Source organism: Pedobacter sp., assembly GCF_965279535.1.
Taxonomy (GTDB): Bacteria; Bacteroidota; Bacteroidia; order Sphingobacteriales; family Sphingobacteriaceae; genus Pedobacter.
Map to the genome: position 1 here is coordinate 2,147,069 of NZ_OZ257244.1, position 25,988 is coordinate 2,173,056.

Annotated in this window: 19 protein-coding genes; 7 read left to right on the plus strand and 12 right to left on the minus strand. The window is 39.1% G+C overall.

All coding sequences use genetic code 11. From position 1 onward, the window contains the following. Window positions 1-25 precede the first annotated feature (25 nt). A complete protein-coding gene (gene rimO / locus ACQY77_RS08460; protein ID WP_421938414.1) occupies window positions 26-1,357 on the plus strand; it encodes a 30S ribosomal protein S12 methylthiotransferase RimO in 1,332 nt (443 codons plus the stop codon). 136 nt (window positions 1,358-1,493) lie between these two features. Next, the gene (locus ACQY77_RS08465; protein WP_421938413.1) at window positions 1,494-2,003 is read left to right on the plus strand and encodes a hypothetical protein; all 510 of its coding nucleotides are present in this window, start codon (window positions 1,494-1,496) and stop codon (window positions 2,001-2,003) included. 52 nt (window positions 2,004-2,055) lie between these two features. Here ACQY77_RS08465 and ACQY77_RS08470 read toward each other — a convergent pair whose 3' ends face one another. The 4 genes from ACQY77_RS08470 to ACQY77_RS08485 all read right to left on the minus strand — a co-directional run bounded on the left by ACQY77_RS08470 (window position 2,056) and on the right by ACQY77_RS08485 (window position 6,424). Beyond that, window positions 2,056-2,397, minus strand: a complete 342-nt coding sequence (locus ACQY77_RS08470) for a hypothetical protein (RefSeq protein ID WP_421938412.1) — start codon at window positions 2,395-2,397, stop codon at window positions 2,056-2,058. Between the two features lie 235 nt (window positions 2,398-2,632). Then, window positions 2,633-3,631 carry an NAD(P)H-dependent glycerol-3-phosphate dehydrogenase gene (locus ACQY77_RS08475; protein WP_421938411.1) on the minus strand — a complete coding sequence of 333 codons (999 nt, stop codon included), beginning with the start codon at window positions 3,629-3,631 and terminating at the stop codon, window positions 2,633-2,635. Between the two features lie 75 nt (window positions 3,632-3,706). After that, entirely contained in the window at window positions 3,707-5,044 is a 1,338-nt protein-coding gene (locus ACQY77_RS08480; protein ID WP_421938410.1) for an efflux RND transporter periplasmic adaptor subunit, read from the minus strand. Between the two features lie 24 nt (window positions 5,045-5,068). Further along, the gene (locus tag ACQY77_RS08485; RefSeq protein WP_421938409.1) at window positions 5,069-6,424 is read right to left on the minus strand and encodes a TolC family protein; all 1,356 of its coding nucleotides are present in this window, start codon (window positions 6,422-6,424) and stop codon (window positions 5,069-5,071) included. A gap of 74 nt (window positions 6,425-6,498) precedes the next feature. On the opposite strand from ACQY77_RS08485, the gene ACQY77_RS08490 reads away from it, so the two are divergent. Continuing rightward, window positions 6,499-7,116 carry a polysaccharide deacetylase family protein gene (locus ACQY77_RS08490; RefSeq protein ID WP_421938408.1) on the plus strand — a complete coding sequence of 206 codons (618 nt, stop codon included), beginning with the start codon at window positions 6,499-6,501 and terminating at the stop codon, window positions 7,114-7,116. A 122-nt stretch (window positions 7,117-7,238) separates the two neighbouring features. Here the strand turns inward: ACQY77_RS08490 and ACQY77_RS08495 are convergent, their stop codons facing one another. Then, window positions 7,239-8,180: an erythromycin esterase family protein gene (locus ACQY77_RS08495; RefSeq protein WP_421938407.1), complete on the minus strand. Its 942-nt coding sequence runs from the start codon at window positions 8,178-8,180 to the stop codon at window positions 7,239-7,241. Window positions 8,181-8,504: 324 nt separating this feature from the next. Between ACQY77_RS08495 and ACQY77_RS08500 the strand changes: the two genes are divergently transcribed. Together ACQY77_RS08500 and ACQY77_RS08505 are read left to right on the plus strand one after the other, a co-directional pair. Continuing rightward, window positions 8,505-11,270, plus strand: coding sequence for a bifunctional aconitate hydratase 2/2-methylisocitrate dehydratase (locus ACQY77_RS08500; protein WP_421938406.1), 2,766 nt, complete (start codon window positions 8,505-8,507; stop codon window positions 11,268-11,270). A gap of 55 nt (window positions 11,271-11,325) precedes the next feature. Next, complete coding sequence (locus ACQY77_RS08505) at window positions 11,326-13,605, plus strand: aconitate hydratase (RefSeq protein ID WP_421938405.1); 2,280 nt, start codon at window positions 11,326-11,328, stop codon at window positions 13,603-13,605. A gap of 158 nt (window positions 13,606-13,763) precedes the next feature. Here ACQY77_RS08505 and ACQY77_RS08510 read toward each other — a convergent pair whose 3' ends face one another. The 6 genes from ACQY77_RS08510 to ACQY77_RS08535 all read right to left on the minus strand — a co-directional run bounded on the left by ACQY77_RS08510 (window position 13,764) and on the right by ACQY77_RS08535 (window position 22,335). Next, window positions 13,764-14,195 carry a DUF2007 domain-containing protein gene (locus tag ACQY77_RS08510; RefSeq protein ID WP_421938404.1) on the minus strand — a complete coding sequence of 144 codons (432 nt, stop codon included), beginning with the start codon at window positions 14,193-14,195 and terminating at the stop codon, window positions 13,764-13,766. A 66-nt stretch (window positions 14,196-14,261) separates the two neighbouring features. After that, window positions 14,262-15,599, minus strand: coding sequence for a GH1 family beta-glucosidase (locus ACQY77_RS08515; protein WP_421938403.1), 1,338 nt, complete (start codon window positions 15,597-15,599; stop codon window positions 14,262-14,264). Between the two features lie 88 nt (window positions 15,600-15,687). Continuing rightward, window positions 15,688-17,082, minus strand: coding sequence for a c-type cytochrome domain-containing protein (locus ACQY77_RS08520; RefSeq protein ID WP_421938402.1), 1,395 nt, complete (start codon window positions 17,080-17,082; stop codon window positions 15,688-15,690). Window position 17,083: 1 nt separating this feature from the next. Then, window positions 17,084-18,016 (minus strand): sugar phosphate isomerase/epimerase family protein, encoded by a 933-nt coding sequence (locus tag ACQY77_RS08525; protein WP_421938401.1) that lies wholly within the window; start codon window positions 18,014-18,016, stop codon window positions 17,084-17,086. 64 nt (window positions 18,017-18,080) lie between these two features. Beyond that, on the minus strand, window positions 18,081-19,592 hold the full coding sequence (locus tag ACQY77_RS08530) for a DUF1501 domain-containing protein (RefSeq protein ID WP_421938400.1): 1,512 nt from the start codon (window positions 19,590-19,592) through the stop codon (window positions 18,081-18,083). A gap of 4 nt (window positions 19,593-19,596) precedes the next feature. Beyond that, window positions 19,597-22,335 carry a DUF1553 domain-containing protein gene (locus ACQY77_RS08535; protein WP_421938399.1) on the minus strand — a complete coding sequence of 913 codons (2,739 nt, stop codon included), beginning with the start codon at window positions 22,333-22,335 and terminating at the stop codon, window positions 19,597-19,599. Window positions 22,336-22,651: 316 nt separating this feature from the next. Here ACQY77_RS08535 and ACQY77_RS08540 point away from each other — a divergent pair, with 316 nt between their 5' ends. Next, a complete protein-coding gene (locus ACQY77_RS08540) occupies window positions 22,652-23,449 on the plus strand; it encodes an AraC family transcriptional regulator (protein WP_421938398.1) in 798 nt (265 codons plus the stop codon). A 1-nt stretch (window position 23,450) separates the two neighbouring features. Here the strand turns inward: ACQY77_RS08540 and ACQY77_RS08545 are convergent, their stop codons facing one another. Next, window positions 23,451-25,265, minus strand: a complete 1,815-nt coding sequence (locus ACQY77_RS08545; RefSeq protein ID WP_428430128.1) for a MutS-related protein — start codon at window positions 25,263-25,265, stop codon at window positions 23,451-23,453. A gap of 100 nt (window positions 25,266-25,365) precedes the next feature. Between ACQY77_RS08545 and rlmH the strand changes: the two genes are divergently transcribed. Continuing rightward, window positions 25,366-25,839 (plus strand): 23S rRNA (pseudouridine(1915)-N(3))-methyltransferase RlmH, encoded by a 474-nt coding sequence (rlmH, locus tag ACQY77_RS08550; protein ID WP_421938396.1) that lies wholly within the window; start codon window positions 25,366-25,368, stop codon window positions 25,837-25,839. The last annotated feature ends 149 nt before the right edge of the window (window positions 25,840-25,988 follow it).

Genomic DNA, 25,988 nt, shown 5'->3' on the forward strand with positions numbered 1-25,988 from the left:
CGTTTGTAGCAAGATTAAGTGTAAGATGAATACGAAAGTAGTAAGAACTAAAGCAACAGCAAAACAACCTAAGGTTAACGTAATCACCCTGGGCTGCTCAAAAAACATTTATGATTCTGAAGTCCTCATGGGCCAGCTAAGAGGAAATAACCTCAATGTGGTACATGAGGCAGAAAAGGTTGGTAAGGATGATATTGTAGTGATCAATACCTGCGGTTTTATTGATAATGCCAAACAGGAGTCTATCGATACCATTCTACAATTTAGTGAGCTTAAAGAAGCCGGAAAAGTAGGAAAAGTAATTGTTACCGGTTGTTTATCCGAACGCTACAAACCCGAACTGGAATCAGAAATTACCAATGTTGATGCTTTCTTCGGAACCAATGACCTTCAGAATATCCTTCATGAATTAGGTGCCAACTATAAACATGAGTTGATTGGTGAACGTTTATTAACCACTCCATCTCATTTCGCTTATTTTAAAATTGCCGAGGGCTGTAACCGTCCATGCTCTTTCTGTGCCATCCCCTTAATGCGCGGAAAGCACTTAAGCAAGCCGATGGAAGAATTAGTTAATGAAGCGAAGATCTTAGCTAAAAACGGCACTAAAGAGCTTATTCTAATTGCTCAGGATTTAACCTATTATGGTTTGGACCTTTATGGCACCCGCAAGCTGGATGAATTAATGCGCCGCCTTTCTGATGTTCCGGGGATTGAGTGGATCAGATTGCAATATGCCTACCCTTCTGGATTTCCAATGGAAATTTTAGATGTCATGAACGAACGTGACAATATCTGTAAATACCTGGATATGCCGCTTCAGCACATTACGGATAATATGCTTAAATCTATGCGAAGGGGTACAACTAAACAAAAAACCATCGATTTAGTTAACCAGATCAGAGATAAAGTACCTAATATTGCCATGAGAACCACACTAATCTGCGGTTATCCTGGCGAGACAGAACGCGACTTCGAAGAGATGAAAGAATGGGTAGCTGAAACAAAATTCGACCGTTTAGGCTGTTTTACTTATTCTCATGAAGAAAAAACACATGCGCATACTTTGATAGATGATGTACCAGAAGAGGTAAAACAAGAACGCGTGGATGAAATCATGGAAATCCAGCAAGGTATTTCATTCGATATCAACCAGGAAAAAGTGGGGCAAACCTTCAAAGTTCTGGTAGATAAGAAAGAGGGCGACTTCTTTGTTGGCCGGACAGAATTTGATTCACCTGAGGTAGACAATGAAGTACTGATTGACGCATCAACCGGTTATGCTGCCAATGGAAGCTTTGTTCAGGTTAAAATAGATCGTGCTGAAGATTTCGATCTTTACGGAACAATTATATAATATTTCCAAAAGGAAATCTAAAAATCCTGATAGTACAACACTATCGGGATTTTTTATGCGCTGTAAATTCAAGCTTAAGGTGTAGCGTTTGTTAACAATCAATCGTTTATATTTGATAAAAACCAGATATTCTATTATGAAAAAAATTCTAATTGTGCTCTTAGTGCTTTTTATCGCTAATGTTGGCTGCAAAAAAACAGGAATTGACGGCGGAGGTTTATGCGCCTGCTCACCTATTGAAGGAACTTATTTGAGTTTGGTCATTAAAAATGCCAATGGAGTAGATTTACTCAACCCTGCCACAGCAGGATACTTTGATAAGGCTCAGATTCAACTCTACACTAAAGATGCCAATAATGCGATCAAGCAACTTAACTTTCAGATGAGATACCCCTTTCCGTCTACATCAAAGACCAGCCTAAATTTCTACCAGGTAAGTTCGTACGAAATTATAGGGCTCGCCAAAAGTATTGACAACACTTTTTATCTGAAATTAGGTAATGATAAGTTGTATGAGATTAATATAAAATTGACTGCTGATAACCGTTTTATCGAAAAATTACTAATCAATAAAGCAGAGGCTACAAGAGAATTACCCACTGAAACAGATCCCTATCTGCGTAGTATTTTTACAATAAAAATATAAACCTTAATCTTCAAGTAAAAGGCCCGATGTTTTTCATCGGGCCTTTTATTGCCTATTTTTTAGGTTCTGGTCTGTTTTTAATCTGGCTTGGTTTTAACCAAATCTTAGCACCTTTTGCATTTACATAATACTTTTCATTTTTCGAGTTGATGTAAACATTTGATCCATCCGGTGCCATTTTACCTTTCCAGGTCTTATCTGTCACTTTTGCTTCACCTTTCACTGCTACTTCTGCGGTTTTATTTCCTACAGATTTGGCTCCTTTTCCAATCGCTTTACCAGTTTTATCTAAAGCTTTACCTACCTCTGTTTTCTTTTCCTGAGCATTTACGCTGAAAGTTAATCCTCCAAAAAGCGCTAAGGTTAATAACCCAACTGCAAATTTCTTTTTCATATGTTCATTATTATTAAACGGTTTCTAAATCTATAGTACTTAAGAAGTTCTACTATTTAGAGATATAACATATGCAAGATTCTTTTGTTTGCTTGTGCTGTCAAGAGTTCATAGCCGAACAGTGAGTAGTAAGAATGAAGTAATGGTTTCTCCCGATAATTTATACTTGATTCTTGGTACTTGATACTTGGTACTAACTACTTTATACTAAATACTCAATACTAAATACCTGACACTAGTTAAGCTTCTCGGCCAACAGCTTCATCTCAATGATTGGTGATCGTTTTTCATATAAAATACCATGAACGGCCTTACAAATGGGCATATCTACACCATATTCCTGATTTTTGAGGTACATACATTTCGCGGCATAATAGCCTTCGGCAATCATATTCATCTCCAGCTGAGCGGACTTTACCGTATAACCCTTGCCTACCATGTTGCCAAAAGTACGGTTACGGCTAAATTGCGAATAGGCGGTAACCAATAAATCGCCTAAATAAGCAGATTCTTTTATGTCCCTGTTAATTGGATGCACTGCATCTACAAAACGCTTGATCTCACGGATGGCATTACTGATCAATACAGCCTGAAAATTATCACCATATCCTATTCCATGACAGATTCCACTCGCTACAGCATAAATATTTTTCAATACTGCCGCGTACTCTGTACCATAAATATCATCAGAAACGTTGGTTTTTATATATCGGGTATTGAGGAAGGAAGCGAATGTAGATGCCTTTTCTATATCCGTACAGGCAATGGTAAGGTAGGATAACTTTTCAAGCGCTACCTCCTCAGCATGGCAAGGGCCACTTACTACTAAAATATCATGATAGGGAATTTCATAACGCTCGTGAAGGAATTCACCGATAATCAGATTATCTTCCGGAACAATCCCTTTGATTGCAGAAACGATCTTTTTCCCTTTAAGGTTAGCTGGAGTAATACTGGCCAGTGATTCTTTCAAAAAAGCTGCCGGAACGTTTAGGATAACATATTCAGAGCTGGCAACGATATTCTGGATATCCGAAGAGATATTGTTTTCATTTAGCTTTAACTCAACCGAGCTAATGTAATGCGGGTTATGCTTAAATTTTTTGATATGCGAAATGGCTTCTTCATTGCGCATCCACCAGAAGATTTCCTTCTCCGTTAAATTATCAGCAAGCATCTTTACAATGGCAGTAGCCCAGCTTCCGCCCCCAATCATTGCTATTTTAGGTACCATGTTTATAAAATAAAAATCCCGGTTTAAAAGTTTTAAACCGGGACAATTTAATTATTTAATATGGTTATCACTAGCCTACTTTTTAGCGTCTTTGCTAAAGAGTTGGTCTTTAGAGGTTTTTTCTACTATCATTCCATCTTTTAATTTATTCTGGATGGCAGAGTAAGGACCGGTCACCACTTCCTGGCCAGCTTTTAATCCTGAATTTACAATAATAGACTGATCATTCTGAATACCCGTAGTTACTTCTGTTTTCTTCACTTTTTTGCCTTTAGCATCATAAAGGTAAACGAATTGTTTAATCTTCTTGTCGTTAAGTTTAGACTTCTGTTTATCGGCATCCTGTCCGCCTTCGTTATTTCCTGCATCACCGGTTTTCCCTGCATCCGTAAACACTGCCTGAATAGGTACGGTTAGACCGCTTTTAGATTCACTTTCGATATCTACAGTAGCCGACATTCCCGGACGGAAAATAGACTGCTGCTTACCGGCCAGTGTTTCGTTGATTCTGATTTTAACCGAAAAGTTAGTTACCTGATCTACCGATGAAGTTGTAGTAGTTCCAACTGCAGTGGATGAGCTCGCAATTTCTGTAACCACACCATTGAATTTTTTATCAGAATATGCATCAACATCAATTGAAGCTTTATCGCCAACCTTTACGCGGGTGATGTCATTTTCATTCACATCAACGTTTACTTCCATTGATGAAAGGTTTGAAATACGCATGATTTCTGTACCAGCCATCTGAGAAGTTCCTAAAATACGGTCTCCCAACTCAATGGATAATTTAGATACTACACCATCTACAGGAGCGTAGATAGTTGTTTTTGCTAAATTGGCACCTGCTTCTTTTACATTTGCACCGGTTTGTTCCAATGTAAACTTAGCACCGGTAACATTTTCTCTGGCACTTTCTAAATTTGCCTTTGCAGTTAAATAAGACGCTTTTGCGGCATCAAACTCCGAAGCTGAAATAACCTTCTTGTTAAATAACTCTACATTTCTTTTGTATGTAGCCTCGGCATTAACAAAGTTTGCTTTATTTTGAGCCAATTGTTGTTGAGCAGCAGCTACACTTGCTTTTTGTGCATTGAATGTTGCAACAGTTCTGTCATAACCCGATTGTAGTACATCAGGTCTTACTTTACACAATAACTGACCAGCCTTAACAATATCCCCTTCTTTTACCTTCAGTTCCACTACCTCTCCAGAAACTTCTGAACTGAGTTTAACTTCCGTTTCAGGTTGGATTTTACCACTTGCAGTAACCGTTTCTATTACCGTTTTATCTGATGCTTTTTCTGTAGTAACTTTCTCGGTTTTCGTTCCGCCGATAACTCCGGTAACTTTAAGTATCAACAGTAAGCCAATAATAGCCCCCACGGTAATTAATATATGCTTCAGTTTCATAATGTATTTTATTTCTTGATTGGTTTAAAAAGTAATTTCTCGGCCTAAATAATAATCAATCACCTTGGCCCTGAAAATTAAATCATATTTGGCCAGGATAAAATCAATTTCTGCCTTATTTCTATTGGTTTGTGCAGTACTGTAATCTAAAGAGTTTACTAATCCCACACCATAACGTTGTTCTATTACATAAAAGGCATCTTTTTGTGCCTGGAATGCATTTTGAGTAGATCTGTAACGGCTTTGTGCAGCATTTAAATCGGCAACAGCCTGATTGATAACTTTTATGAGGTTATTTTTCGCCAATTGCTCGTCGGTAATGCGTTGTTGCAATACAATCTTTGCCTTTCTTACATTTGATCGGGCATTGAAACCATTAAAAATTGGAATGGAAATATTCATGCTGATAAACTGTCCGAAGTTCTCTGACAATTGATCGTGGAATGATTTATTAGGGAATAAGGGATTGGAATTAAACTGATAATAATAAGCAGAACCCAAGCCTGCTCCTAAAGAGATTTGTGGATAGTACGATGCTTTTGCGATGCTGATGGCACGATCTGCGGCTTTAGAGTTTAAACCGGCTAATTTAATATCCGGAAAGGTATTTAATGCCTGTTGGTAAATATCGTTTGGAACATATTTAGTTTGCACATCACTCAGCTCAGCAACATCCGGGGCTTTCACAACGAAAGTCATCGGAGGTTGAATTTCCATTAACTGGCCTAAAGTAAGGTAGGAAACGGATAGCTGATTCTGCGCATCGGTTAAATTCAGTTCGGCAGTTGCAGCCTGAGATTTTGCCTGAGAAATATCTGCCAGTGTTTTGTTACCTACATCTAATAAAGCTTGCTCCCTTTTTAAGGTTTTATTGGCAACATCGAGTTGCTGCTGAGTAGCCTTAACCTGATCCTGATTATTCAGAACCTGAAGATAAGCAGTAACCACTTGCAAAATCAAGTCATTTTTTACTTTCTCTACATAGGTTTGATCAGCAGCCAATAAAATCTTATTTTGTCTGATCTGATTTATTTTGGCACCGCCACCGAAAAGCGAGACATTGGTACTTACGCTCGGGTTGAGGTTATAGTTCTGCGTATTCTCAAATAAACCGGAAACCTGTTGACTCCGTCCCCATTGCATCGACTGACCAATACTACCACTCAGTGTAGGCAGCAGCGCATTTTTAGATTGTCTTAAGGTTTCATCGCTTACAGCGGCACTAAAAGCAGCTTGTTTAATGTTCAAGTTGTTCTTCAGGGTATTTTCTACAGCTTGTTTAATGGTAATTACCTCCTGGGCATTTGCAATCTGATTAAAACTGAGCGTTGAGAGCAAGACAACACCTGTAAAAAACTTATTCTTGGTAAACATCTTCATAATTTATTTTCAAATCTATATAAACGACTTTAATAATTTCAATCTATACAGGCATTTATTACCTTTGGTATTAAATGTACCTGATTAAATCACCGCTTTTACTTAAATGGTATTACCCATCACTTTTGTGGCATAAAGCCCGGAGTGAAAAAGTCATTTATCTGACCTTTGACGACGGACCAATACCCAATGTTACAGATTTTGTATTAAAAACTTTAAAAGCATTTCGTTCAAAAGCAACATTTTTCTGTATTGGCGATAATATTGTTAAAAATCCGGATGTTTATGCCCGGGTAATCAATGATGGTCATGCCATCGGTAATCATACTTTTAATCATTTAAAAGGCTGGAAAACTGATGATCAAACCTACATTGAAAATACGATGGCCTGCCAGCAACTCACCAGAACCAACCTCTTTCGCCCACCTTATGGCAGGATTAAAAAAAGCCAGATCAAAGGGTTAAAAGCTGCAATTCCAGATCTGCAAATCGTGATGTGGGATGTGCTCAGTGGCGATTTCGACCTTAACCTCTCTCCCGAAAATTGCTGCCAAAATGTGATCAAACATGCAGAAAACGGATCAATAATTGTTTTTCATGATAGTTTAAAAGCATTTGATCGTTTAGAATATGTACTTCCCCGGATACTGGCTTATTTTACTGAAAAAGGCTTTAAATTTTCAACACTGTAAGATGATCCATCTATGTGCCAAAAATGAAAAACAACAATGCAGAGGTGTTTCGGGCATTTATTAGGTGTTATATCATTTCGGAATGTTCGGTTTTGAACATTGGTGTCCAAAACCGAACAGGATCATTCCAGCATAACAGAAGCCGTTGTGGTTTTGAAAAAAATGAGTGCATCAAAATCATAAGCAAGATTTACCGGTATTGCGTAAGGCTTCATCAAGTTCGCGTTAATGTGGGTTATCGTGTTTTTTACACTAGAGAAAGGACTGCTTTTACTCAGATAAACAAAGAAATCATCAAACTTTTGGGTTGAGAATAAGGCAGAAAAATTAGCTTGAGGAACTTCCAGCGAATGTTTTGTGAAGGTTGAAGAATTGTACTCATCAACAGAAATCACTGTAACTGTTGCCTTATAGGTATCGAATGCAATATTGAAGAATTTTTCGCCATATCTTTTACCCAAAAAATGTCCAAAGGGCTTGTACCCTTGCGTAGTATCTTTGGAAAGATGGACATTATGACCCCAAACAATAAATTTTCCTTTGGCTTTGGTTTGACGATATATGAGATTTTGGGCCATTAAACTATCGCGTGTAAAAGGATCGGTATTTTCAACATTGTCAAAGCCAAAAACCTCTATTTTTTTCCCTTTTGTTCTTACATTATAAGTTTTAATCCATTCGAAAAGGTCATAAAATGATTGCGTTCTGTACAGCCTGAAATCAGTCATAATCGTTTTTAAATTCCCGGTCCCGGAAAGCACATATTGATTCACTTTTTCCATCCAATCTCCCGGAAATTCGAATCCTATCTGCTCATAATTTTTATTGATAATGAGGTGTTGTACAATTTTATTTTTTTCTCTGAAAAACTCTTCAGTACCATGAGATGCCTCGGCTAAGCCAAGCACTTCATTACCCACTAATTTGGCATCCAGTTTTTTCAAATAATCCGATTTCAGATCAACGATGTTCTGGCTGAGCCAATTTTGGATTTCCGGAGCGTTTTTTTGAGCCTGAACGCTAAAAGACAAGAGTAAAAGCAAAGAAGTATGAATAAGCCTCATAATATTTTTATTTTTTAGATGAGATCAGACAGACAATTCCATAAATCTATTTTTTTTGTTCCTAAACTGAGATATCCGGCTTAAAAGTGCTTTCTAGAACAATCCAGATAATACTGTGACAAAGGCATAGTTTAGAACAATTCCAAATTACGTAATCGCCTGCTTAAATTGTATTTAAAGGTTGTTTTTTGTATTTTTGTTTTAAGCAAAAAACCGATTTTTCCGCTTAAAAGCCGCAATAATTCACAAAAACAGTATTCTTTTGTAATAATGCAGGTGTATAACTTGTAGCACTGGTTTTAGCAAAAGAATAAAATATCTAAGATGAGTATTTATAACGATTATATCCAGGAGATTGAAGACAGAAAAGCTCAAGGTCTTCATCCTAAACCTATTGATGGAGCAGAATTATTGAGTGAAATCATCACTCAAATCAAAAGTGTAAACAATTTTAACAGAGAAGATTCTGTTAATTTTTTCATATACAACACCTTACCGGGTACTACAGGTGCGGCGGTCGTAAAAGCACAATTCTTAAAAGAAATTATTTCAGGTGAAACTGTTGTTGCAGAAATTACACCTGATTTTGCTTTCGAATTGTTGTCGCACATGAAGGGTGGACCTTCTATCAAAGTTCTATTAGACATTGCTTTGGCAGATAATGGCGATAAAGCTAAAAAAGCCGCGGATGTACTGAAAACACAGGTTTTCTTATATGATGCCGATACTGATCGTTTGAAAGACGCTTATAGCAATGGAAATGAAATCGCTAAAGAAATATTAGAAAGTTATGCTAAAGCAGAATTTTTCACAAAATTACCTGAGGTAGCTGAAGAAATCAAAGTTGTTACTTTTATCGCTGGTATTGGCGATATTTCTACGGATTTATTATCTCCAGGGAACCAGGCACACTCTCGTTCGGATCGTGAATTGCATGGTAAATGCATGATTACTCCAGAGGCTCAGGAGCAAATTAAAGCATTGCAAGCACAACATCCGGATAAAAGCGTGATGCTGGTAGCCGAAAAAGGCACCATGGGCGTAGGCTCTTCACGTATGTCGGGTGTAAATAATGTGGCACTTTGGACAGGCAAGCCATCCAGCCCATATATCCCATTTGTAAACATCGCTCCAATTGTTGGCGGTACTAATGGTATTTCGCCAATTTTCTTAACAACAGTTGATGTAACTGGTGGTATTGGTATCGATCTTAAAAACTGGGTAAAGAAAACGGATGAGCATGGCAATGTTGTTCGTAACGAAAGCGATGAACCTATTTTAGAGCAGGTTTATTCTATAGAAACCGGTACTGTTCTTACCATTAACACCAGAACCAAAAAATTATACAACGGCGATCAGGAGTTGATCGACATATCAAAAGCACTGACTCCTCAAAAAATGGAGTTTATCAAAGCTGGCGGTTCTTACGCCATCGTATTTGGTAAAAAAATCCAGACTTTTGCTGCTAGAATCTTAGGAATCGAGGCTTCTCCAGTATTCGCTCCGGCGAAAGAAGTATCTATCGAAGGTCAGGGTTTGACAGCTGTAGAAAAAATATTTAATAGAAATGCAGTAGGTTTAACACAAGGTAAAATTTTACATGCCGGTTCAGATGTTCGTGTAGAAGTAAACATTGTAGGTTCTCAGGACACAACAGGTTTGATGACCGCTCAGGAATTAGAGGCTATGGCTGCTACAGTTATTTCTCCTATTGTTGATGGCGCTTATCAATCTGGTTGCCATACCGCATCTGTTTGGGATAAAAAAGCACAGGCAAACATCCCTAAATTGATGAAGTTTATGAATGACTTTGGTGTGATTACTGCCCGTGATCCTAGAGGCGAATATCATTCAATGACCGACGTTATTCACAAAGTTTTGAACGACATCACCATTGATGAGTGGGCAATTATCATCGGTGGTGACTCGCACACCCGTATGTCTAAGGGAGTGGCATTTGGTGCGGATTCTGGTACAGTAGCACTGGCACTGGCAACCGGGGAGGCTTCAATGCCAATTCCTGAATCAGTAAAAGTAACCTTCAAAGGTCAAATGAAAGAACACATGGATTTCCGTGATGTTGTTCATGCGACACAACTGCAAATGTTGCAACAATTTGATGGCGAAAATGTATTCCAGGGCCGCATCATTGAGGTACACATCGGCACTTTATTAGCCGATCAGGCCTTTACCTTCACAGACTGGACAGCAGAGATGAAAGCAAAAGCATCTATCTGTATTTCTCAGGACGATACCTTAATTCAATCTTTAGAAATTGCCAAAAACCGTATTCAAATCATGATAGACAAAGGTATGGACAACCATAACCAGGTTTTACAAGGTTTGATCAATAAAGCAAACAAAAGAATAGAGGAAATTAAAACAGGCATCAAACCAGCTTTAACACCAGATGACAATGCAAAATATTATGCAGAAGTGATTATTGATCTGGATGTCATCAACGAGCCAATGATTGCCGATCCAGATGTTAATAACGCAGATGTTTCTAAACGTTATACTCACGATACAATCAGAGATTTAACTTACTACGGTGGTGATAAAAAAGTAGATCTTGGTTTCGTAGGTTCATGCATGGTACATAAAGATGACTTGAAAATTGTTTCTCAAATGTTGAAAAACGTAGAAACTCAAACCGGTAAAGTAGAGTTCAAAGCACCATTGGTAGTTGCAGCCCCTACTTACAACATCATCGATGAGTTGAAAGTGGAAGGCGACTGGGAATACCTGCAAAAATACTCTGGATTTGAATTTAGTGATGCCTTACCGAAGAGTTCTGCAAGAACGGAGTATGAAAACATCATGTATTTAGAACGCCCGGGATGTAACCTTTGCATGGGTAACCAGGAGAAAGCAGCTAAGGGCGATACCGTAATGGCTACCTCTACCCGATTATTCCAGGGTCGTGTTGTAGAAGACAAGGAAGGTAAAAAAGGAGAGTCTTTATTGGCATCTACGCCAGTAGTAGTTCTCTCTGCTATTTTAGGTCGTATTCCAAGTATTGAAGAATATAAAGCAGCAGTAGCGGGCATCAACTTAACAAAGTTTACGCCTATTTCTACGAAACAATAAGGTAGTGTAGCTTGTTCAGCACGTACAATTAAGAACATTTAAAAATTTAACTATTATGGCTTTTGATATAGACATGATTAAAAAGGTTTACGCTAATTTTGGTAGCCGTGTTGATGCGGCCCGCAAAATTGTTGGCAGACCTTTAACATTATCAGAAAAAATATTGTATGCTCACCTTTGGGATGGAGATCCTAAAAAAGCATTCTCTCGTGGAACTGATTACGTAGATTTTGCACCAGACCGTGTAGCGATGCAGGATGCAACAGCTCAAATGGCTTTGTTACAGTTTATGCAAGCTGGCAGGCCTAAAGTTGCTGTGCCTTCAACGGTTCACTGTGATCACTTAATCACCGCAAAAGAAGGTGCTGCAATTGACCTTCCCCATGCTAAAACGGAGAGTAAAGAAGTTTTTGATTTCTTATCGTCTGTATCAAACAAATATGGCATTGGTTTCTGGAATCCGGGTGCCGGGATTATCCACCAGGTAGTTTTAGAAAATTATGCTTTTCCAGGCGGGATGATGATCGGAACCGACTCTCATACCGTAAATGCCGGTGGTTTAGGTATGGTTGCTATCGGTGTTGGTGGTGCTGATGCTTGTGATGTAATGGCAGGCTTACCCTGGGAACTTAAATTTCCTAAATTAATCGGCGTTAAATTAACAGGTAAATTAAACGGCTGGACCGCCGCTAAAGATGTGATTCTTAAAGTTGCTGGTATCTTAACTGTAAAAGGTGGTACCGGTGCTATTGTTGAATATTTTGGTGATGGTGCAACCTCTATGAGCTGTACTGGTAAAGGTACCATCTGTAATATGGGGGCTGAAATTGGTGCAACTACTTCAACTTTCGGCTACGACGAAAGCATGGAACGTTATTTACGTGCTACAGACAGAAATGAAGTTGCTGATGAAGCCAATAAGATTAAAGCCTATTTAACTGGTGATGCAGAAGTGTATGCAGATCCTGAAAGTTATTTCGATCAGGTAATTGAAATTAACCTCGACGAGTTAGAGCCCTATTTAAACGGCCCTTTTACACCGGATTTAGCTACGCCTGTTTCACAAATGAAAGTAGAAGCAGAGAAAAACGGCTGGCCTTTAAAAGTAGAGTGGGGATTAATAGGTTCTTGTACCAACTCTTCTTACGAGGATTTATCAAGAGCAGCTTCCATTGCTAACCAGGCCATTGCTAAAGGCCTAACCACTAAGGCTGACTTTGGTATTAACCCGGGTTCTGAGCAGGTTCGTTATACTGCAAACCGTGATGGTTTCTTAAAAACTTTCGAAGATTTGAATGCAACAATCTTCACCAACGCTTGCGGTCCTTGTATTGGTATGTGGGATCGTGTAGGTGCAGAAAAGGCAGAAAAAAATACAATCGTTCACTCGTTTAACAGAAACTTTGCTAAACGCGCAGATGGTAACCCAAATACTTTTGCTTTCGTAGCTTCCCCGGAAATGGTTGCAGCAATCGCCATTTCAGGTAACCTGGCTTTCAACCCTTTAACTGATACTTTAACCAATGATAAAGGCGAGCAGGTTAAATTAGACCCACCTACTGGTGATGAATTACCTACAAAAGGTTTCGCTGTGGAAGACGCTGGTTTCCAGGCACCTGCTGAAGATGGTTCTAAAGTAGAGGTTTTGGTATCTCCTACTTCTCACCGTTTACAACTATTAGATCCATTTACACCTTGGGAAGGTACAGACCTCAAAGGCTTGAAATTATTAATTAAAGCTAAGGGAAAGTGTACTACCGACCATATTTCTATGGCTGGTCCATGGTTGAAATTCCGTGGTCACCTGGATAACATTTCTAACAACATGCTAATCGGTGCAGTTAACTACTTCAACGATAAAACCGATAATGTTAAAAATGATTTAACTGGCGAATATGGTCCTGTTCCTGCAACTCAACGTGCTTACAAAGCTGCTGGTTTAGGTTCAATTGTAATTGGTGATGAAAACTACGGTGAAGGCTCGTCTCGTGAGCATGCTGCAATGGAGCCTCGTCATTTAGGTGTTCGTGCTGTATTGGTAAAATCATTTGCCCGCATCCACGAAACTAACCTTAAAAAACAAGGTATGTTAGGTTTAACCTTCGCCAACAAAGAAGATTATGATAAAATCCTGGAAGGTGATACCATTGATATTTTAGGTTTAACTGAGTTTGCTCCAAACAAACCGTTAACCTTAGTACTACACCACCTGGATGGCACTACTGAACAATTTGACGTTAACCACAGTTATAACGACCAACAAATTGAGTGGTTCAAAGCTGGTGGGGCATTAAATATTATCAGAGCTGAAGCTGCTGCTAAGGCTGGGCTTTAATAGTCCACAGTCTTTAGCTAATAGTCTAAAGTTAAAATAACAATCCCGTTCTAAGTAAAATCAGAACGGGATTGTTTTGTTATATAGGTAAGAATCAATACAGCATATTTTTGCATACGCTTTACACCGCAATCATCAGTTGTAATAATTATAAATTGTTACTCAAACTCGTGCCCACAAGTGTAACAGTGATAACACTTGTTTGCGCCAACCGGGTAAGTAGCGGTTAAAAAGGCGAGGATTTTAGACCATAAAGTAAATTTATTCTGTGTAGCCATACCAAACCCCACATTACTTGATCCGCATTTCTCACAAAGAGTTGTTTCACTTGTATTCACTTCATTTTCCCGGCTGGTATCCTCTACCTCTAAAACATTTTCTTCTGCTAAAAGCGCGTTGATCTGTTCTACATCCCGTTCAAAAACAATCAGTTTTACTCCTCCTATGGCCTGATTATAAAGCGGATTAAGTGTTGCTACGTTTTCATCAGCCAGGAAACAGGCAAAGCCGCTGTCTTCCAGTCTGGCTTTGATAATATTGGCTTCGATTGGGTTATAAAAGGTACTGTAAACTATGGTTCTGTCGTTCATTCAGATGCTCATTAATTATAATTATGACATCAATATACAATAATTGTTACAGCTAATCGGTTGACCCTAATGTTCCAGAAACTCCTTCCACCAATAGCCTGATTTTTTAATGGTCCGCTGCTGTGTTTTAAAATCGTTATACACCAGGCCGAACCGCGCATTATAACCTTCAGCCCATTCAAAGTTATCCATCAGTGTCCAGGCCATGTACCCGGTAATATTAAGTCCTTCATTTTTAGCTTTCAGTAAAGCTTCCAGGTAAAGTTGAAAGTAGTGGGTTCGTTCAGGATCATGTACCTCATTATTAATCAACTTATCATGATAGGCAGCACCATTTTCGGTTATCATGATATTCTTTATATCAGGATAGGAAGCAAACTGTTTGATGATGTTGTAAAAGCTATCGGCATTGATCTCCCAGCCCATAGCCGTATGCGGCTTTTTTCTGCTTTTAGCTTTTACCTCCCAAGCCTGGATAACAGGAATAAAGGCATTATACTTTACTGTTAGTGGAAAATAATTCTGAAGACCTATAAAATCAAAATCAAACTTCATGCGATCGTTTTGTCGCCAGGTGCCATACTCTAACTGAAATTTTTCTAGAACATCCCAATCTGCAGTTGGAAAGCCCATGCCCAGTGCAGGCTCAATAAAAAAACGGTTTATCAGACAATCTACTCGCTTCGCTGTGAGAATATCATTATCCCTTTGCGTATAAGGCATAATTTCTGAGCAGGAATAAGTAGTTCCAATGTTGGCCCTATTAACCTCAGCGCGAATAATTTTTCCGCCATCACCCTGTGCCAGGGCAGTATGCAGCGCAGCAGAGAAAAAATTCCCTAATCCGGTTTTGCCTGGTGCGTGCACACCAAGCATGTAACCCAGTGAAGTAAAACCGAAAGGTTCATTCAAAATGATCCAGTTTTTAACCTTATCTCCATACTCTAGCGCGCAAATGCTAACGAAGGTATTGAAAGCAGAATTGATGCTAAAACTGGTCCAGCCACCCTCATCTTCCAAAGCCTGGGGTAGGTCCCAATGATAAAGGGTAACATATGGTACAATTCCATTGCTCAAACATTCATCAATAAGGTTGTGGTAAAAGCGGATTCCTTGTTGGTTAACCTCTCCCCTGCCCAGTGGTAAAACGCGCGACCAGGCAATTGAAAATCTAAATATCTTAAAGCCTAAAGCCTTAACCAATGCGATATCTTCAACATAGTGATGATAAAAATCACAGGCCTGATCGGGTCTATGCCCATTTTTGATTTTACCGCCTTTGGCAGCAAATACATCCCAAATAGACTTACCCTTACCATATTGTTCTGCAGCTCCCTCTATTTGAGCCGCAGCCGCAGCAACTCCCCAATGAAAGTGTGAACCAAAATCGCTTGCCTTTATCATATCAAATTATTGCTAGCATAAGTTGCAAGTTTAATATTAACAAATCATTAACGAAAAAACTAAAGATCTGTTGGTTTTGCAATTCCGGTTACGGAGCTTTAAAATTCATCGTATCCTGAGCAATTTTGGGAATCGAATAATTTCCGGTGTCTAAAATTATTTTGGGCCAATTTCTTTTAACGCTGGCAAAATCTGCTTTATTAATTTTAGTTTGATACAGATACAGAAACTTTAATTTTTTAAGCTTTTTTAATTGATTAAGGCCTTTTAAAGAAATATTGGTTCCCACTAAACTTAAAGATTGCAACTGATCCAGGTCTTTGAGTTGAGCCAAGCCATTATCCGTTATACCAGAATAGTTTAAGCTCAAGCGGGTAAGGTTCTTGCAGTCTTTAATGGCTAGCAAGCTCTCATCATTTACTTTCCCATTCTCCATTTTAAGCCATACCAGTTGTTTTTTAATCGATTTTATTAATTCCTGTACTTCTTTACCCATTGATTCGGCATTTACAAAATTCGCAGACAGGTAATTCGTGTGCTGGGCCACCGGAACCACCATAATGCCCAATGCCGTAAATTTTTTCAAAACTTCAGGGTCTGCAGCACTAATCTCTTCCGAAGGGATTTCAGTTATTTTCGCTTCTCCTTCCTGGGTGCCACCTTTCTCTAAACCTGCCAGAACTGGTTTTATCGCTTCATTTTGAGGAATATCTTTAAATTTCTTTTTAAAATCAGCACCGTTATCTATCCACCATTTCAACAATTGGATTTCATTGGCGGTAAGCTGGGGCTTTTCTTTTGGCGCCATGTGCTCATCACTATTTAAAGGAAGCAACAACCTCTTAATCAGCTCACTGTCATCCGCTTTTCCCCTTACCAGTGTATGACCTTCTTCTCCGCCCTTTAAAATATATATTTCCTGATCCAGCCGTAATTTACCTTTTTGCTTCTCTGGTCCATGACAACTGTAGCATCTGTTTTGAAAGAGTGGTTGAATAGCTTGCTGGTAAACATAAGCCTCCTGGATATTAGGTATAGCCTGTATGGCTGGCCGAGCCATTCCTCCTCCATTTTTAAGTGCTAAGCTAAGGTAATCTGAACCGTGGGTTAAAGAACCTCCCAAATGCCCTGTAATGGACATCAAAAGAATTAATATACTGGCAATTACCCCTAATATGAGGTTAGATTTTAGCTTACTGTACATCATCCACAAGCCTATGGATAATACAGCAACGCCAATCCCCAGCCATTGATGCATATTTACCAGCTGACCTTCATAATCTCCACTGTTGGCTAACAGATAGCCTGTTATACAAGAGATTACCGCGCTAAGCGCCCCAAACAGTAACATGATTGGGATTGCCGGTTTTAAGCTGATAAATCTTGCTGTGAATGACAAAAGAATGAATACACAGGCTAACAGTAATATCCCGATGGGGAGATGAACAAAAACCGGGTGGAAACGCCCAAAAAATTCTAGCATATTACTGGTATCTCTTTCTTAATAAATTCATCATGTAAACATTAATCGCCCATTGATCTGCCACTGGCTGACGGGTATAAGGTAAAGTAGGCATATAGTCTGGTGGGCCAAATTCAGTTAGTATGGTCATACGTTCTCCTTTTTCTTTTTTATAGGCGATTACTTTATCCCACCAGGTCAAATGGGCTTTCACTGTATTTTCCCATTCTGGAGCCCTGGGATCATTCACCTGAGGGCCTTCCGGATGTCCGATTCTGGAATGTATATGATCCACACGCTGAAGGAGAAAATCTATGGTTTCTTTCTGGTCACTAAGCAAACTTTCGTGAACGGTACACCAATGGGAAATGTCTAATGTTAAACGCAGCTCCGGATGTTTTTCTGCAAAATTTCGGGTTACAGGAGCCGCAAACATCATCCTCCCCCTATGGGTTTCATGATAGATTTTGATACCTGTAGCCTTAGTTTTTGCAATCGTGTAGTCAATAAAATGTTTGTTTTGCTCATATGTAAAGTAGTCTTTGCCTGAATGGCAATTCACATACAAGGGTTTTTGATATGAGGTTGCAGATATAGCATCCAGATTCTTCTTAAAAAGGGCTAAATGGTCGGTTGCATTAGCTTGATGACCACCGCATAGGAAACCAATTTGTAGGTCATGCTTTTTTACAGCTTCAAATAAGACCTTCTGATCTTCGGCTTTTTCAGGCCACCAAACCTCTATCCCCTCGTATCCGGCTTTCTTTGTTTCTGCGCAAAATTCATCACGGGATCCTTCAAAACCCCAATCGGTTTGCATAAAAAATAATTCATAACCTGCCTTTGCCTTACTGCCTATCCATTCGGCTGCGCTGCTATGGGTAATTGGAGCTAAAAATGAAGCGGCCGTGGCTACTGCTGTATGTTGTAAAAATTTTCTTCGGGTTGGAGACATTGTAGAAGAGTGAATGACTAAATGATTGAATTAGAGAATGAATGATTGAATAGCTGAATGCGGGTTAAGTGATGATTTCCGAAATAACCTTACCAGCTACATCAGTTAACCTAAAAGGCCGGCCCTGGAAAGGATAGGTAAATTGTTCGTGATCAAAACCCAATTGATTCAATATCGTAGCCTGGATATCAAATGCATCTACCTTTCCACTTATGGCGCTGTAACCGATTTCGTCTGTCTCACCATGTGTAAAACCTTTTTTAACACCTCCACCTGCCATCCAAATGGTAAAAGCTTCGGTGTGGTGATCTCTTCCTTTAAAAGGATTCTGAATACCATTTCTGTTTTCCATCATCGGTGTCCGTCCGAATTCACCACCCCATACAACTAATGTCTCTTCCAGTAAGCCTCTTTGCTTGAGATCGAGCAACAAGGCAGTAATAGGCCTGTCAATGGTTCTGCATTTATTCTTCAATCCGATATTTAGTGAGTTGTTGGGATTGTCACCATGGGCGTCCCATCCCCAATCAAACAATTGAATGTAACGCACTCCCTTTTCCACCAATTTACGGGCTAAGAGCACATTATTGGCAAAGCAGGCTTTTCCAGGCTGCGTGCCATACATTTCATGAATGTAAGCAGGCTCGTTATTAATATTCATGACCTCTGGTGCTGATATCTGCATGCGGTAAGCCATTTCATATTGCGCAATGCGCGAGAGAATTTCCGGATCATTGTATTCCTGATATTGCTGCTCATTGGCTTTATTTATAGCCTCAATGGATGCTTTCCTCAAATTACGGTTCATCCCTTCAGGATCTTTAATAAAAAGTACCGGATCACCCTCGCTACGGCATTGTACGCCCTGATATACCGAAGGTAAAAACCCGCTTCCCCAAACACTTTTTCCAGCATCCGGAAAACTCCCACCGCTGGTAAGCACCACATATCCCGGGAGGTTTTGATTTTCTGATCCTAAGCCATAAGTGACCCAGCTGCCCATGCTTGGCCTGCCCAAACGCGGTGAACCCGTATGAACAAGCAGTTGAGCAGGCGCATGATTGAATTGATCGGTTTTAACCGCTTTCAAAAAGCTAACCTCATCTACCAAAGTAGAAAAATGAGGAAGGTTATCACTTACATAAGCACCCGATTGTCCGTGTTTGGCGAAATTGGCCTGGGACCCCAGCATTTTAGGAACCCCTGTTATAAATGCAAATTTTTTCCCTGCTAAAAGCGAAGGCGGGCAATCCTGTCCATCCATTTTCATCAGTTCTGGCTTATAATCAAACAATTCCAGTTGTGATGGTGCGCCAGCCATATGAAGATAAATGACACTCTTTGCCTTGCCTACCAAAGGTGGAGATTTTGGCAATAGCGGGTGTGCCGGATCGTAGGCAATTTTAGTTTGCTGACTTGAAAAAAGATTGCCACAGCTGCCAAGTAATGAGCCCATGGCTAATGCGCCTAAGCCCATGGCACTTTCCTTTAAAAAATGCCTGCGCGAATGCAGCTTCGCATTGGCTTCCTGTGCTTCTTTTATTAATCTATGCGCGTTTAACTCGTCTCGTGTCATATCATTAATTTTTGGTAATCACCTCATCCAGATTAAGCATCGCATTGGCCACCAGTACCATTGCGGCATCCTCTGGTTTATGCTTCTTCTTTTTATCGCCCATAAATGCAGAAACGCTCGATTGATCTTTCTTAAATTCATTTAATGCTTTCACATATAAATCTTCAAAAATCTTTAGCCTGTTGGCTGGAATTGCTTTAAAAAGCATTAATTCATATCCTTTTGAAATTCTTTGGCTGCTTGTATTTCCGCCAGCTTTCTCCATTCTGGAAGCGAGCTTTCTGGCTAAATCGATGTAAACACTGTCATTTAGCGTAACAAGCGCCTGTAATGGTGTATTGGTGCGAATCCGTCGCGGACTACAAACCACTCTTGATGCACCATCAAAAGCTATGGCAGAGGGATATGGAGCAGTCCTTTTCCAATAGGTGTAAATCCCTCTGCGATACTGCTCTTCTCCGGCACTGGTTACCCACTTGTCACCATTGTAAGGTGAAAACCAAATCCCTTCCGGTTGCCAGGGCATTACAGGTGGCCCATACATTTTATTACTCAGTATACCGCATACCGCGAGGCTTTGATCTCTTAATTGCTCTGCACTCAGTCTGATGCGTGAGCCACGTGCATAAAATTTATTGAATAAATCTTTCTCCTTCAATTCTTCCGATACCCGGCTATCCTGACGGTAAGTTGCCATCATCACCAATTCTTTGAGCATTTTTTTAACACTCCAGTTGTATTCATACATAAACTGATAAGCCATATAATCCAAAAGTTCCTGATGAGTAGGATTCATACCCTGGGTACCCATATCTTCTAATGTCTCTACCAGTCCGGCGCCATAAAGCTGTTCCCATAAGCGGTTAACCATTGTTCGGGAAACTAAAGGATTTCGCTTATCCGTTAGCCACATAGCCAGCCCCATTCTATTATCAGGTGCATTTTTTGGCATAGCGAAGGTCAAAGAATTGGGAACACCAGCTTTAACTTCCTTTCCTTTAGATGTCCATGCACCACGCTCAAAAACATAGTTTTTGCGTTTCATGCTCAATGGATTCTCAACCATAACCGGAGTAGTAGGTACCGGTGTATTCATCAGGGTTAAGAAGATATTTTGATGCTCCGCATATCCAGGCTTTCCTTTTCCCGGAAATTGTTGCGTAAAATGAAACCAATCAAAATATACCATAAACTCGTCCGGATTTTTTACTGATGGATTGGTATATTTCAGGTAAATATCTCTGATACCCTGCTGCTGAGCGAAATCAATCACCACATTTTCATACCCCTTTGTTTGAGCCAATTTCCAGGATTTAATAACCGGTCCGTCAGGAGATCCAGAATGCAGGCTTAATGTGCCGTTGGGTTTACTGCAATTGTAGCGCATAATCAGTTGGTTTACCTGCTCCAAATCGACCGATTTTAGTCTTGCAGATGAACTATTTTTAAAGAACAAAGCAATATTATGGTTTCCGATTACCGAATTAACCAACTGGTCTGCAGTTGTAGAATTTATTGCCGGTTGTCCTGTTTTCAGAAACAAACTTATCTCTTCTGCTCTTTTTGAACCTGCTACTGATTTAACCCAGGCATTTAGTTCTTTGAGCTTAACACTGAGACTATCATTAAAATTCCTGAACAATGGATATTCTGCCGTAACGTCTTCATCTCTGGTATTGTTAAAATACGACATGAATTTATAATATTCATCATGCTTAAAGGGGTCATAAGGGTGGCTATGGCACTGTACACAAGAGAATGTTGTACTCATTAAACCTTCCCAGGTTGCATTTACACGATCCAATACAGCAGCGGTTCGAAATTCTTCGTTATTGGTTCCTCCTTCGTCGTTCGTTGGTGTATTTCGGCTAAAAGCTGTGGCAATATATTGTGCATCCGTAGGGTTAGCATATAAATCTCCTGCAATCTGGTCGGTAATAAATTGATTATATGGCATATCCTGGTTAAAAGCTTTGATTACCCAATCTCTATAACTCCAGATATTCCGGTTAGGATCGCTTTCATAGCCTTTGGTATCAGCATATCGTGCAATATCCAACCACATCGATGCCCAACGTTCTCCAAATTTCGACGAGGCTAATAAGCTGTCCACTAATATACGATAGGCCTCCGTTTCATTCTTACTGGTTAAATAAAATTTAGCCAGTTTGGCCGATGGATAAGTACCGATAAGATCCAAACTCAGTCTCCTCAGCAAAGTAGCCCGATCAGCTGCAGCAGATGGCTCTAACTGGTTTTCTTCCAATTTCGCCAAAATAAACTTGTCCAGGTTGTTTCTTGTCCAATCATTTTCAATATCGGGCACTGGAGTGGGTTTCACACTAACATAAGCCCAGTGATTCCCCCATTTTGCCCCCTGTTTAATCCATTTACTAAGCAGGTCTATTTCTTCGTTATTAAGCGCCGGATGTTTATAGGGCATGCGTTCTTCCGGATCATTAGATTTTAAACGTTTAATAAATTCGCTCTGCTCCGGATCGCCGGGAAGAATGGCAGGCTTACCGCTCTTGGTATTGGCCAAGGCTTCTTCCCTGAACAACACACTAAATCCTCCCTGCTGTTTTACTCCACCATGGCAAGAAATGCATTTTTTGTTTAAAATAGGTTTTACCTGAGTATTAAAATCTACTGGTTTTTCCGGAGAGAAAAGAGAAAAAGCGATTAAAACGAATGCCACCAAAGTAAAACCTGATGCAAATAGTATTTTCCTTTTTAATAACATTTATTGGTTTCGAATTAATGTTGCACTATGCAAATACGATAACACACCGCAGCTTTAGCTGGCAGTTTAAAGTGGTTAGGGTAAGCATATTTGGTTAGTAATTATTTTTGTTTTATTCCCTTAAATCAAATATCATGAAAAATGACAGTCATAAAAATGTATTAATTTGCCTAAAAGATGGATTATATTACTTAAATTATATCCGCATATTACCATTTGATACAGCAGTATGAACAAGCAATTCGTTAAAAAAAAAGATGGTTTTGAATATCAAAAAGCAATTATTATCCCCAAGAGTGTATTAACCAGATTATGTATGAAAAATGATATCATACGAAACCTATACATTACAGATATCGGCTATTATTCAAAGGCATTGAATCATTATTGCAAAAGGATCAATGGTGCAGATCAAAATATATTAATCTATTGCTTTGAGGGAAAAGGAACTGTAGAATTGAAGGAAAATGTATTTCAGATTGAAGCAGGCAATTTTATAATCATCCCGGCAAAAGTAGCTCACCTCTATTATGCGGATAATGAGTTACCATGGACTATTTATTGGATTCATTTTGCTGGACCGGGAGCTGATGCTTTAGTACAACAATTACAGCATTATAAAACATTTACAGGTTTTGGAGAGGAGAAGAAAGTAATATTTGATAGGGTTTATAATCGCCTGGAAAGGGGATTTAGCAGGGAAAATATGATTTACTCCAACCTATGCTTTCATCAGTATCTGGCGGAGTTCGTTTATTCTGATAAACAACTGGAAGAAAATGACAAACCTGGAAAAGATAAAATAGAAGAGGCGATAGATTTTATGCGCAATAATATTGAGAAAGCCCTCGACCTGAAAGAAATAGCCCAGGCCATATATTTATCACCATCTTATTTTTCTGCCCTGTTTAAAAAGAAAACCGGAAGTTCTCCCATCGATTACCTCAATCAACTCAAAATTCAGGAAACTACTCAATATCTGCTCTTTACCAATTTAAGGATCAATGAAATTGCATTAAAAATTGGAATCAGCGATCCCTATTATTTTAGCAGATTGTTTGCAAAGATTATGGGAATTTCACCTAGAAAATATCGCGACAAGCATCCCACATAGCTTAATCCAAAGAAAGGCCAATCTGCTTTAACAAGATCCCTGCATTAAAGGTAGAGCAAGGCCCTTGTTTAAGCTTGTAGTCAAACTTCATTTCTCCATCAATTAATTGAATATCGAAATGGAAATTCCTTAACGTATCCGGATGTTTTTCTTTTAAATCAGCCAATTGCAAATCATGTGTAGCAAACAATGCAGGTGTTTTTTCTGCAATAAGTTTCTCTACAAATACCTTCGATCCAAGATACTTATCCCTGCTGTTCGTTCCACGCAGCATTTCATCAATTAATACCAGGGTGCTTTTATCTTTAACAACATGATCTAAAATCATCTTCAAGCGATTAAGTTCTGCCTTAAAGGTTGAAGTACTCTCGTTCAAAGAATCTTTAATCCGCATATAAGTATTTAAAGCAAAAACAGCGGTAGACATTTGACTCGCACAAACCGGAGCTCCCGCGTAAGCCATCACCAGGTTAATGCCTACCGTTCTTAAAAATGTACTTTTGCCTGCCATGTTTGAACCGGTTACTACATCCACAGTTGGCTTGGTTTCAAAGGCAAAGTCATTACTCACACGTTCCTGAAGTTTAATTAAAGGATGTCCTAAATCTGCGGTTTTCAATTCAAAAGTTTCGGCAAGTTCAGGAAAAACCCAATCTGGCTGGTTGTAGGCCAAAGTGGCAATGGAAATGAGTTCTTCAAAATCGCCCAGATGATTAAGGGCTGAAACTACATCTTTACTGCATGATTGATGCCATTTAGCCAGACTGATGCAACACCTCAAATCCCAAAGAAATAAGGCATTTAAGATTCCGCCTACAATCAGGTTTAAGCGGGCATCAAAATTCTGAATAATTTTAGACAGGGCCTTTATTTCTTTACTAACCGGAATTTTGGAATCAAATAAGCGTAAAATGTAGGCACTCTTCCAATCTATTTTCTCTGTCCAGCGGATAGCCTCTGCATAACCATTCAAAAGATTTGAGCCACCTCCAAAACCATAAAACACCTGATTGATCTTCGCGTTCAATAAAACATTCCAGCCCATATGGATGACCAAAAATAAGACAAGAATATTCCAGAAAGCACCGCTGATGAGGATACCACCTAAAATTAAACCCAGGGTAAGGAATGGTACCAACCTCACATAGAACCTTAAAAATACAGGTCGGACAAATTCTAGCTTTTGCCCCAGCTGACTGGTAAGCTGTGTTTTAATTAGTTCGATCTGGTTTACATCATGACCATGAAGATTTGCCCTGAAACTAAAAGTATCATCAATTTTAGCCGCCACTTCTTGTATTGCAAGCTGCCTTTCCCGAATGGTGTTAACTGGGTTGTTGTGCGCAAGTTGCATTGCCAATACCTCATTTCCACTTTTAGTACTGCACCTGTTAACCAAGGCAAAAAGGGATGACGAACCGAAGATATCCAGGTCCGATGTATAAGGATGCAACTCAGATTCGTATTTTGCTCCATGATCGTAACCATTTGCATGGCCCCGGATCACATTAGACTCATTCTGATAAACCCAAAGCAATTCTTTTTGGTACGCCACTGCAGTATCCAGCTGACTTTGTTTACGTACAATAATGGCAAAGGCAATAACCGGTAAAACTAAAGCAATCTGGATCAGTGCCCGCCAGCCATCATTTTCAGAGCGCAGCAATAACACGAATAAAAAAATCTCGAGCAAAAACAGGCCAACTCTATAGTAAGAGAGCTTATCTATTAACTTTTTTAGCCCCGAAATATGATTTTCAATTTCACTTATTTTTTCACTGTATTTAGCTAAAATCTGTTCTGATGTCATTAACATATCGCAAAGGTTATTCCTTGGGGTATCGATTAAATTGTTTTTTTAACAAACTATTCTCTAAGTTTGGATCTCAAAAAAGCTAAGATAGGGAAAATAATAGATGAAGATCACGCTTATCGCCATCGGCAAAACAGAAGACAAATATTTAATTGAAGGCATAGATAAGTATATCAATCGCTTAAAGCACTACATTAACTTTACTTTTTTAGCCATTCCGGATGTGAAGAATGTTAAAAATTTAAGCGAAGCCCAGCAAAAATCAAAAGAGGGAGAGTTATTGCACAAACAAATCAATAACAGTGATGTTGTAATTTTACTGGATGAAAAAGGAAAAAAGTATACATCGGTAGGATTTTCTGAATACTTGAATAAACAGATGGTGGGGAGTGTTCAGCATTTGATTTTTATTATTGGAGGCCCATATGGTTTTGACGAATCCATATATAAAAGGGCAAATGGCTTAATTTCTTTATCTGATATGACCTTTTCCCACCAGATGATCAGGTTATTTTTTGTAGAGCAGTTATACCGTGGATTTAGCATTTTAAAAGGGGAACCATACCATCATGCCTAACAGATATGGATTTTGGTATCATTTATCATCATTAAAATAAAAGATTATGTTATTAGATAAATATAAGCGGACATACCGCTATAAAAGCAATCAAAGCGGAAACGATAAAGCGCTATGGATCAGCATTATAATCTCGCTCGTTATCATCG

Coding starts and splice junctions, on each gene's coding strand:
- ACQY77_RS08545 (WP_428430128.1), bottom strand. CDS start 25,265: ATGTTAATGACATCAGAACAGATTTTAGCTAAATACAGTGAAAAAATA.
- ACQY77_RS08510 (WP_421938404.1), bottom strand. CDS start 14,195: ATGAACGACAGAACCATAGTTTACAGTACCTTTTATAACCCAATCGAA.
- ACQY77_RS08525 (WP_421938401.1), bottom strand. CDS start 18,016: ATGTCTCCAACCCGAAGAAAATTTTTACAACATACAGCAGTAGCCACG.
- ACQY77_RS08500 (WP_421938406.1), top strand. CDS start 8,505: ATGAGTATTTATAACGATTATATCCAGGAGATTGAAGACAGAAAAGCT.
- ACQY77_RS08515 (WP_421938403.1), bottom strand. CDS start 15,599: ATGATAAAGGCAAGCGATTTTGGTTCACACTTTCATTGGGGAGTTGCT.
- ACQY77_RS08540 (WP_421938398.1), top strand. CDS start 22,652: ATGAAAAATGATATCATACGAAACCTATACATTACAGATATCGGCTAT.
- ACQY77_RS08475 (WP_421938411.1), bottom strand. CDS start 3,631: ATGGTACCTAAAATAGCAATGATTGGGGGCGGAAGCTGGGCTACTGCC.
- ACQY77_RS08485 (WP_421938409.1), bottom strand. CDS start 6,424: ATGAAGATGTTTACCAAGAATAAGTTTTTTACAGGTGTTGTCTTGCTC.
- rimO (WP_421938414.1), top strand. CDS start 26: ATGAATACGAAAGTAGTAAGAACTAAAGCAACAGCAAAACAACCTAAG.
- ACQY77_RS08530 (WP_421938400.1), bottom strand. CDS start 19,592: ATGACACGAGACGAGTTAAACGCGCATAGATTAATAAAAGAAGCACAG.
- rlmH (WP_421938396.1), top strand. CDS start 25,366: ATGAAGATCACGCTTATCGCCATCGGCAAAACAGAAGACAAATATTTA.
- ACQY77_RS08465 (WP_421938413.1), top strand. CDS start 1,494: ATGAAAAAAATTCTAATTGTGCTCTTAGTGCTTTTTATCGCTAATGTT.
- ACQY77_RS08470 (WP_421938412.1), bottom strand. CDS start 2,397: ATGAAAAAGAAATTTGCAGTTGGGTTATTAACCTTAGCGCTTTTTGGA.
- ACQY77_RS08480 (WP_421938410.1), bottom strand. CDS start 5,044: ATGAAACTGAAGCATATATTAATTACCGTGGGGGCTATTATTGGCTTA.
- ACQY77_RS08535 (WP_421938399.1), bottom strand. CDS start 22,335: ATGTTATTAAAAAGGAAAATACTATTTGCATCAGGTTTTACTTTGGTG.
- ACQY77_RS08520 (WP_421938402.1), bottom strand. CDS start 17,082: ATGCTAGAATTTTTTGGGCGTTTCCACCCGGTTTTTGTTCATCTCCCC.
- ACQY77_RS08490 (WP_421938408.1), top strand. CDS start 6,499: ATGTACCTGATTAAATCACCGCTTTTACTTAAATGGTATTACCCATCA.
- ACQY77_RS08495 (WP_421938407.1), bottom strand. CDS start 8,180: ATGAGGCTTATTCATACTTCTTTGCTTTTACTCTTGTCTTTTAGCGTT.
- ACQY77_RS08505 (WP_421938405.1), top strand. CDS start 11,326: ATGGCTTTTGATATAGACATGATTAAAAAGGTTTACGCTAATTTTGGT.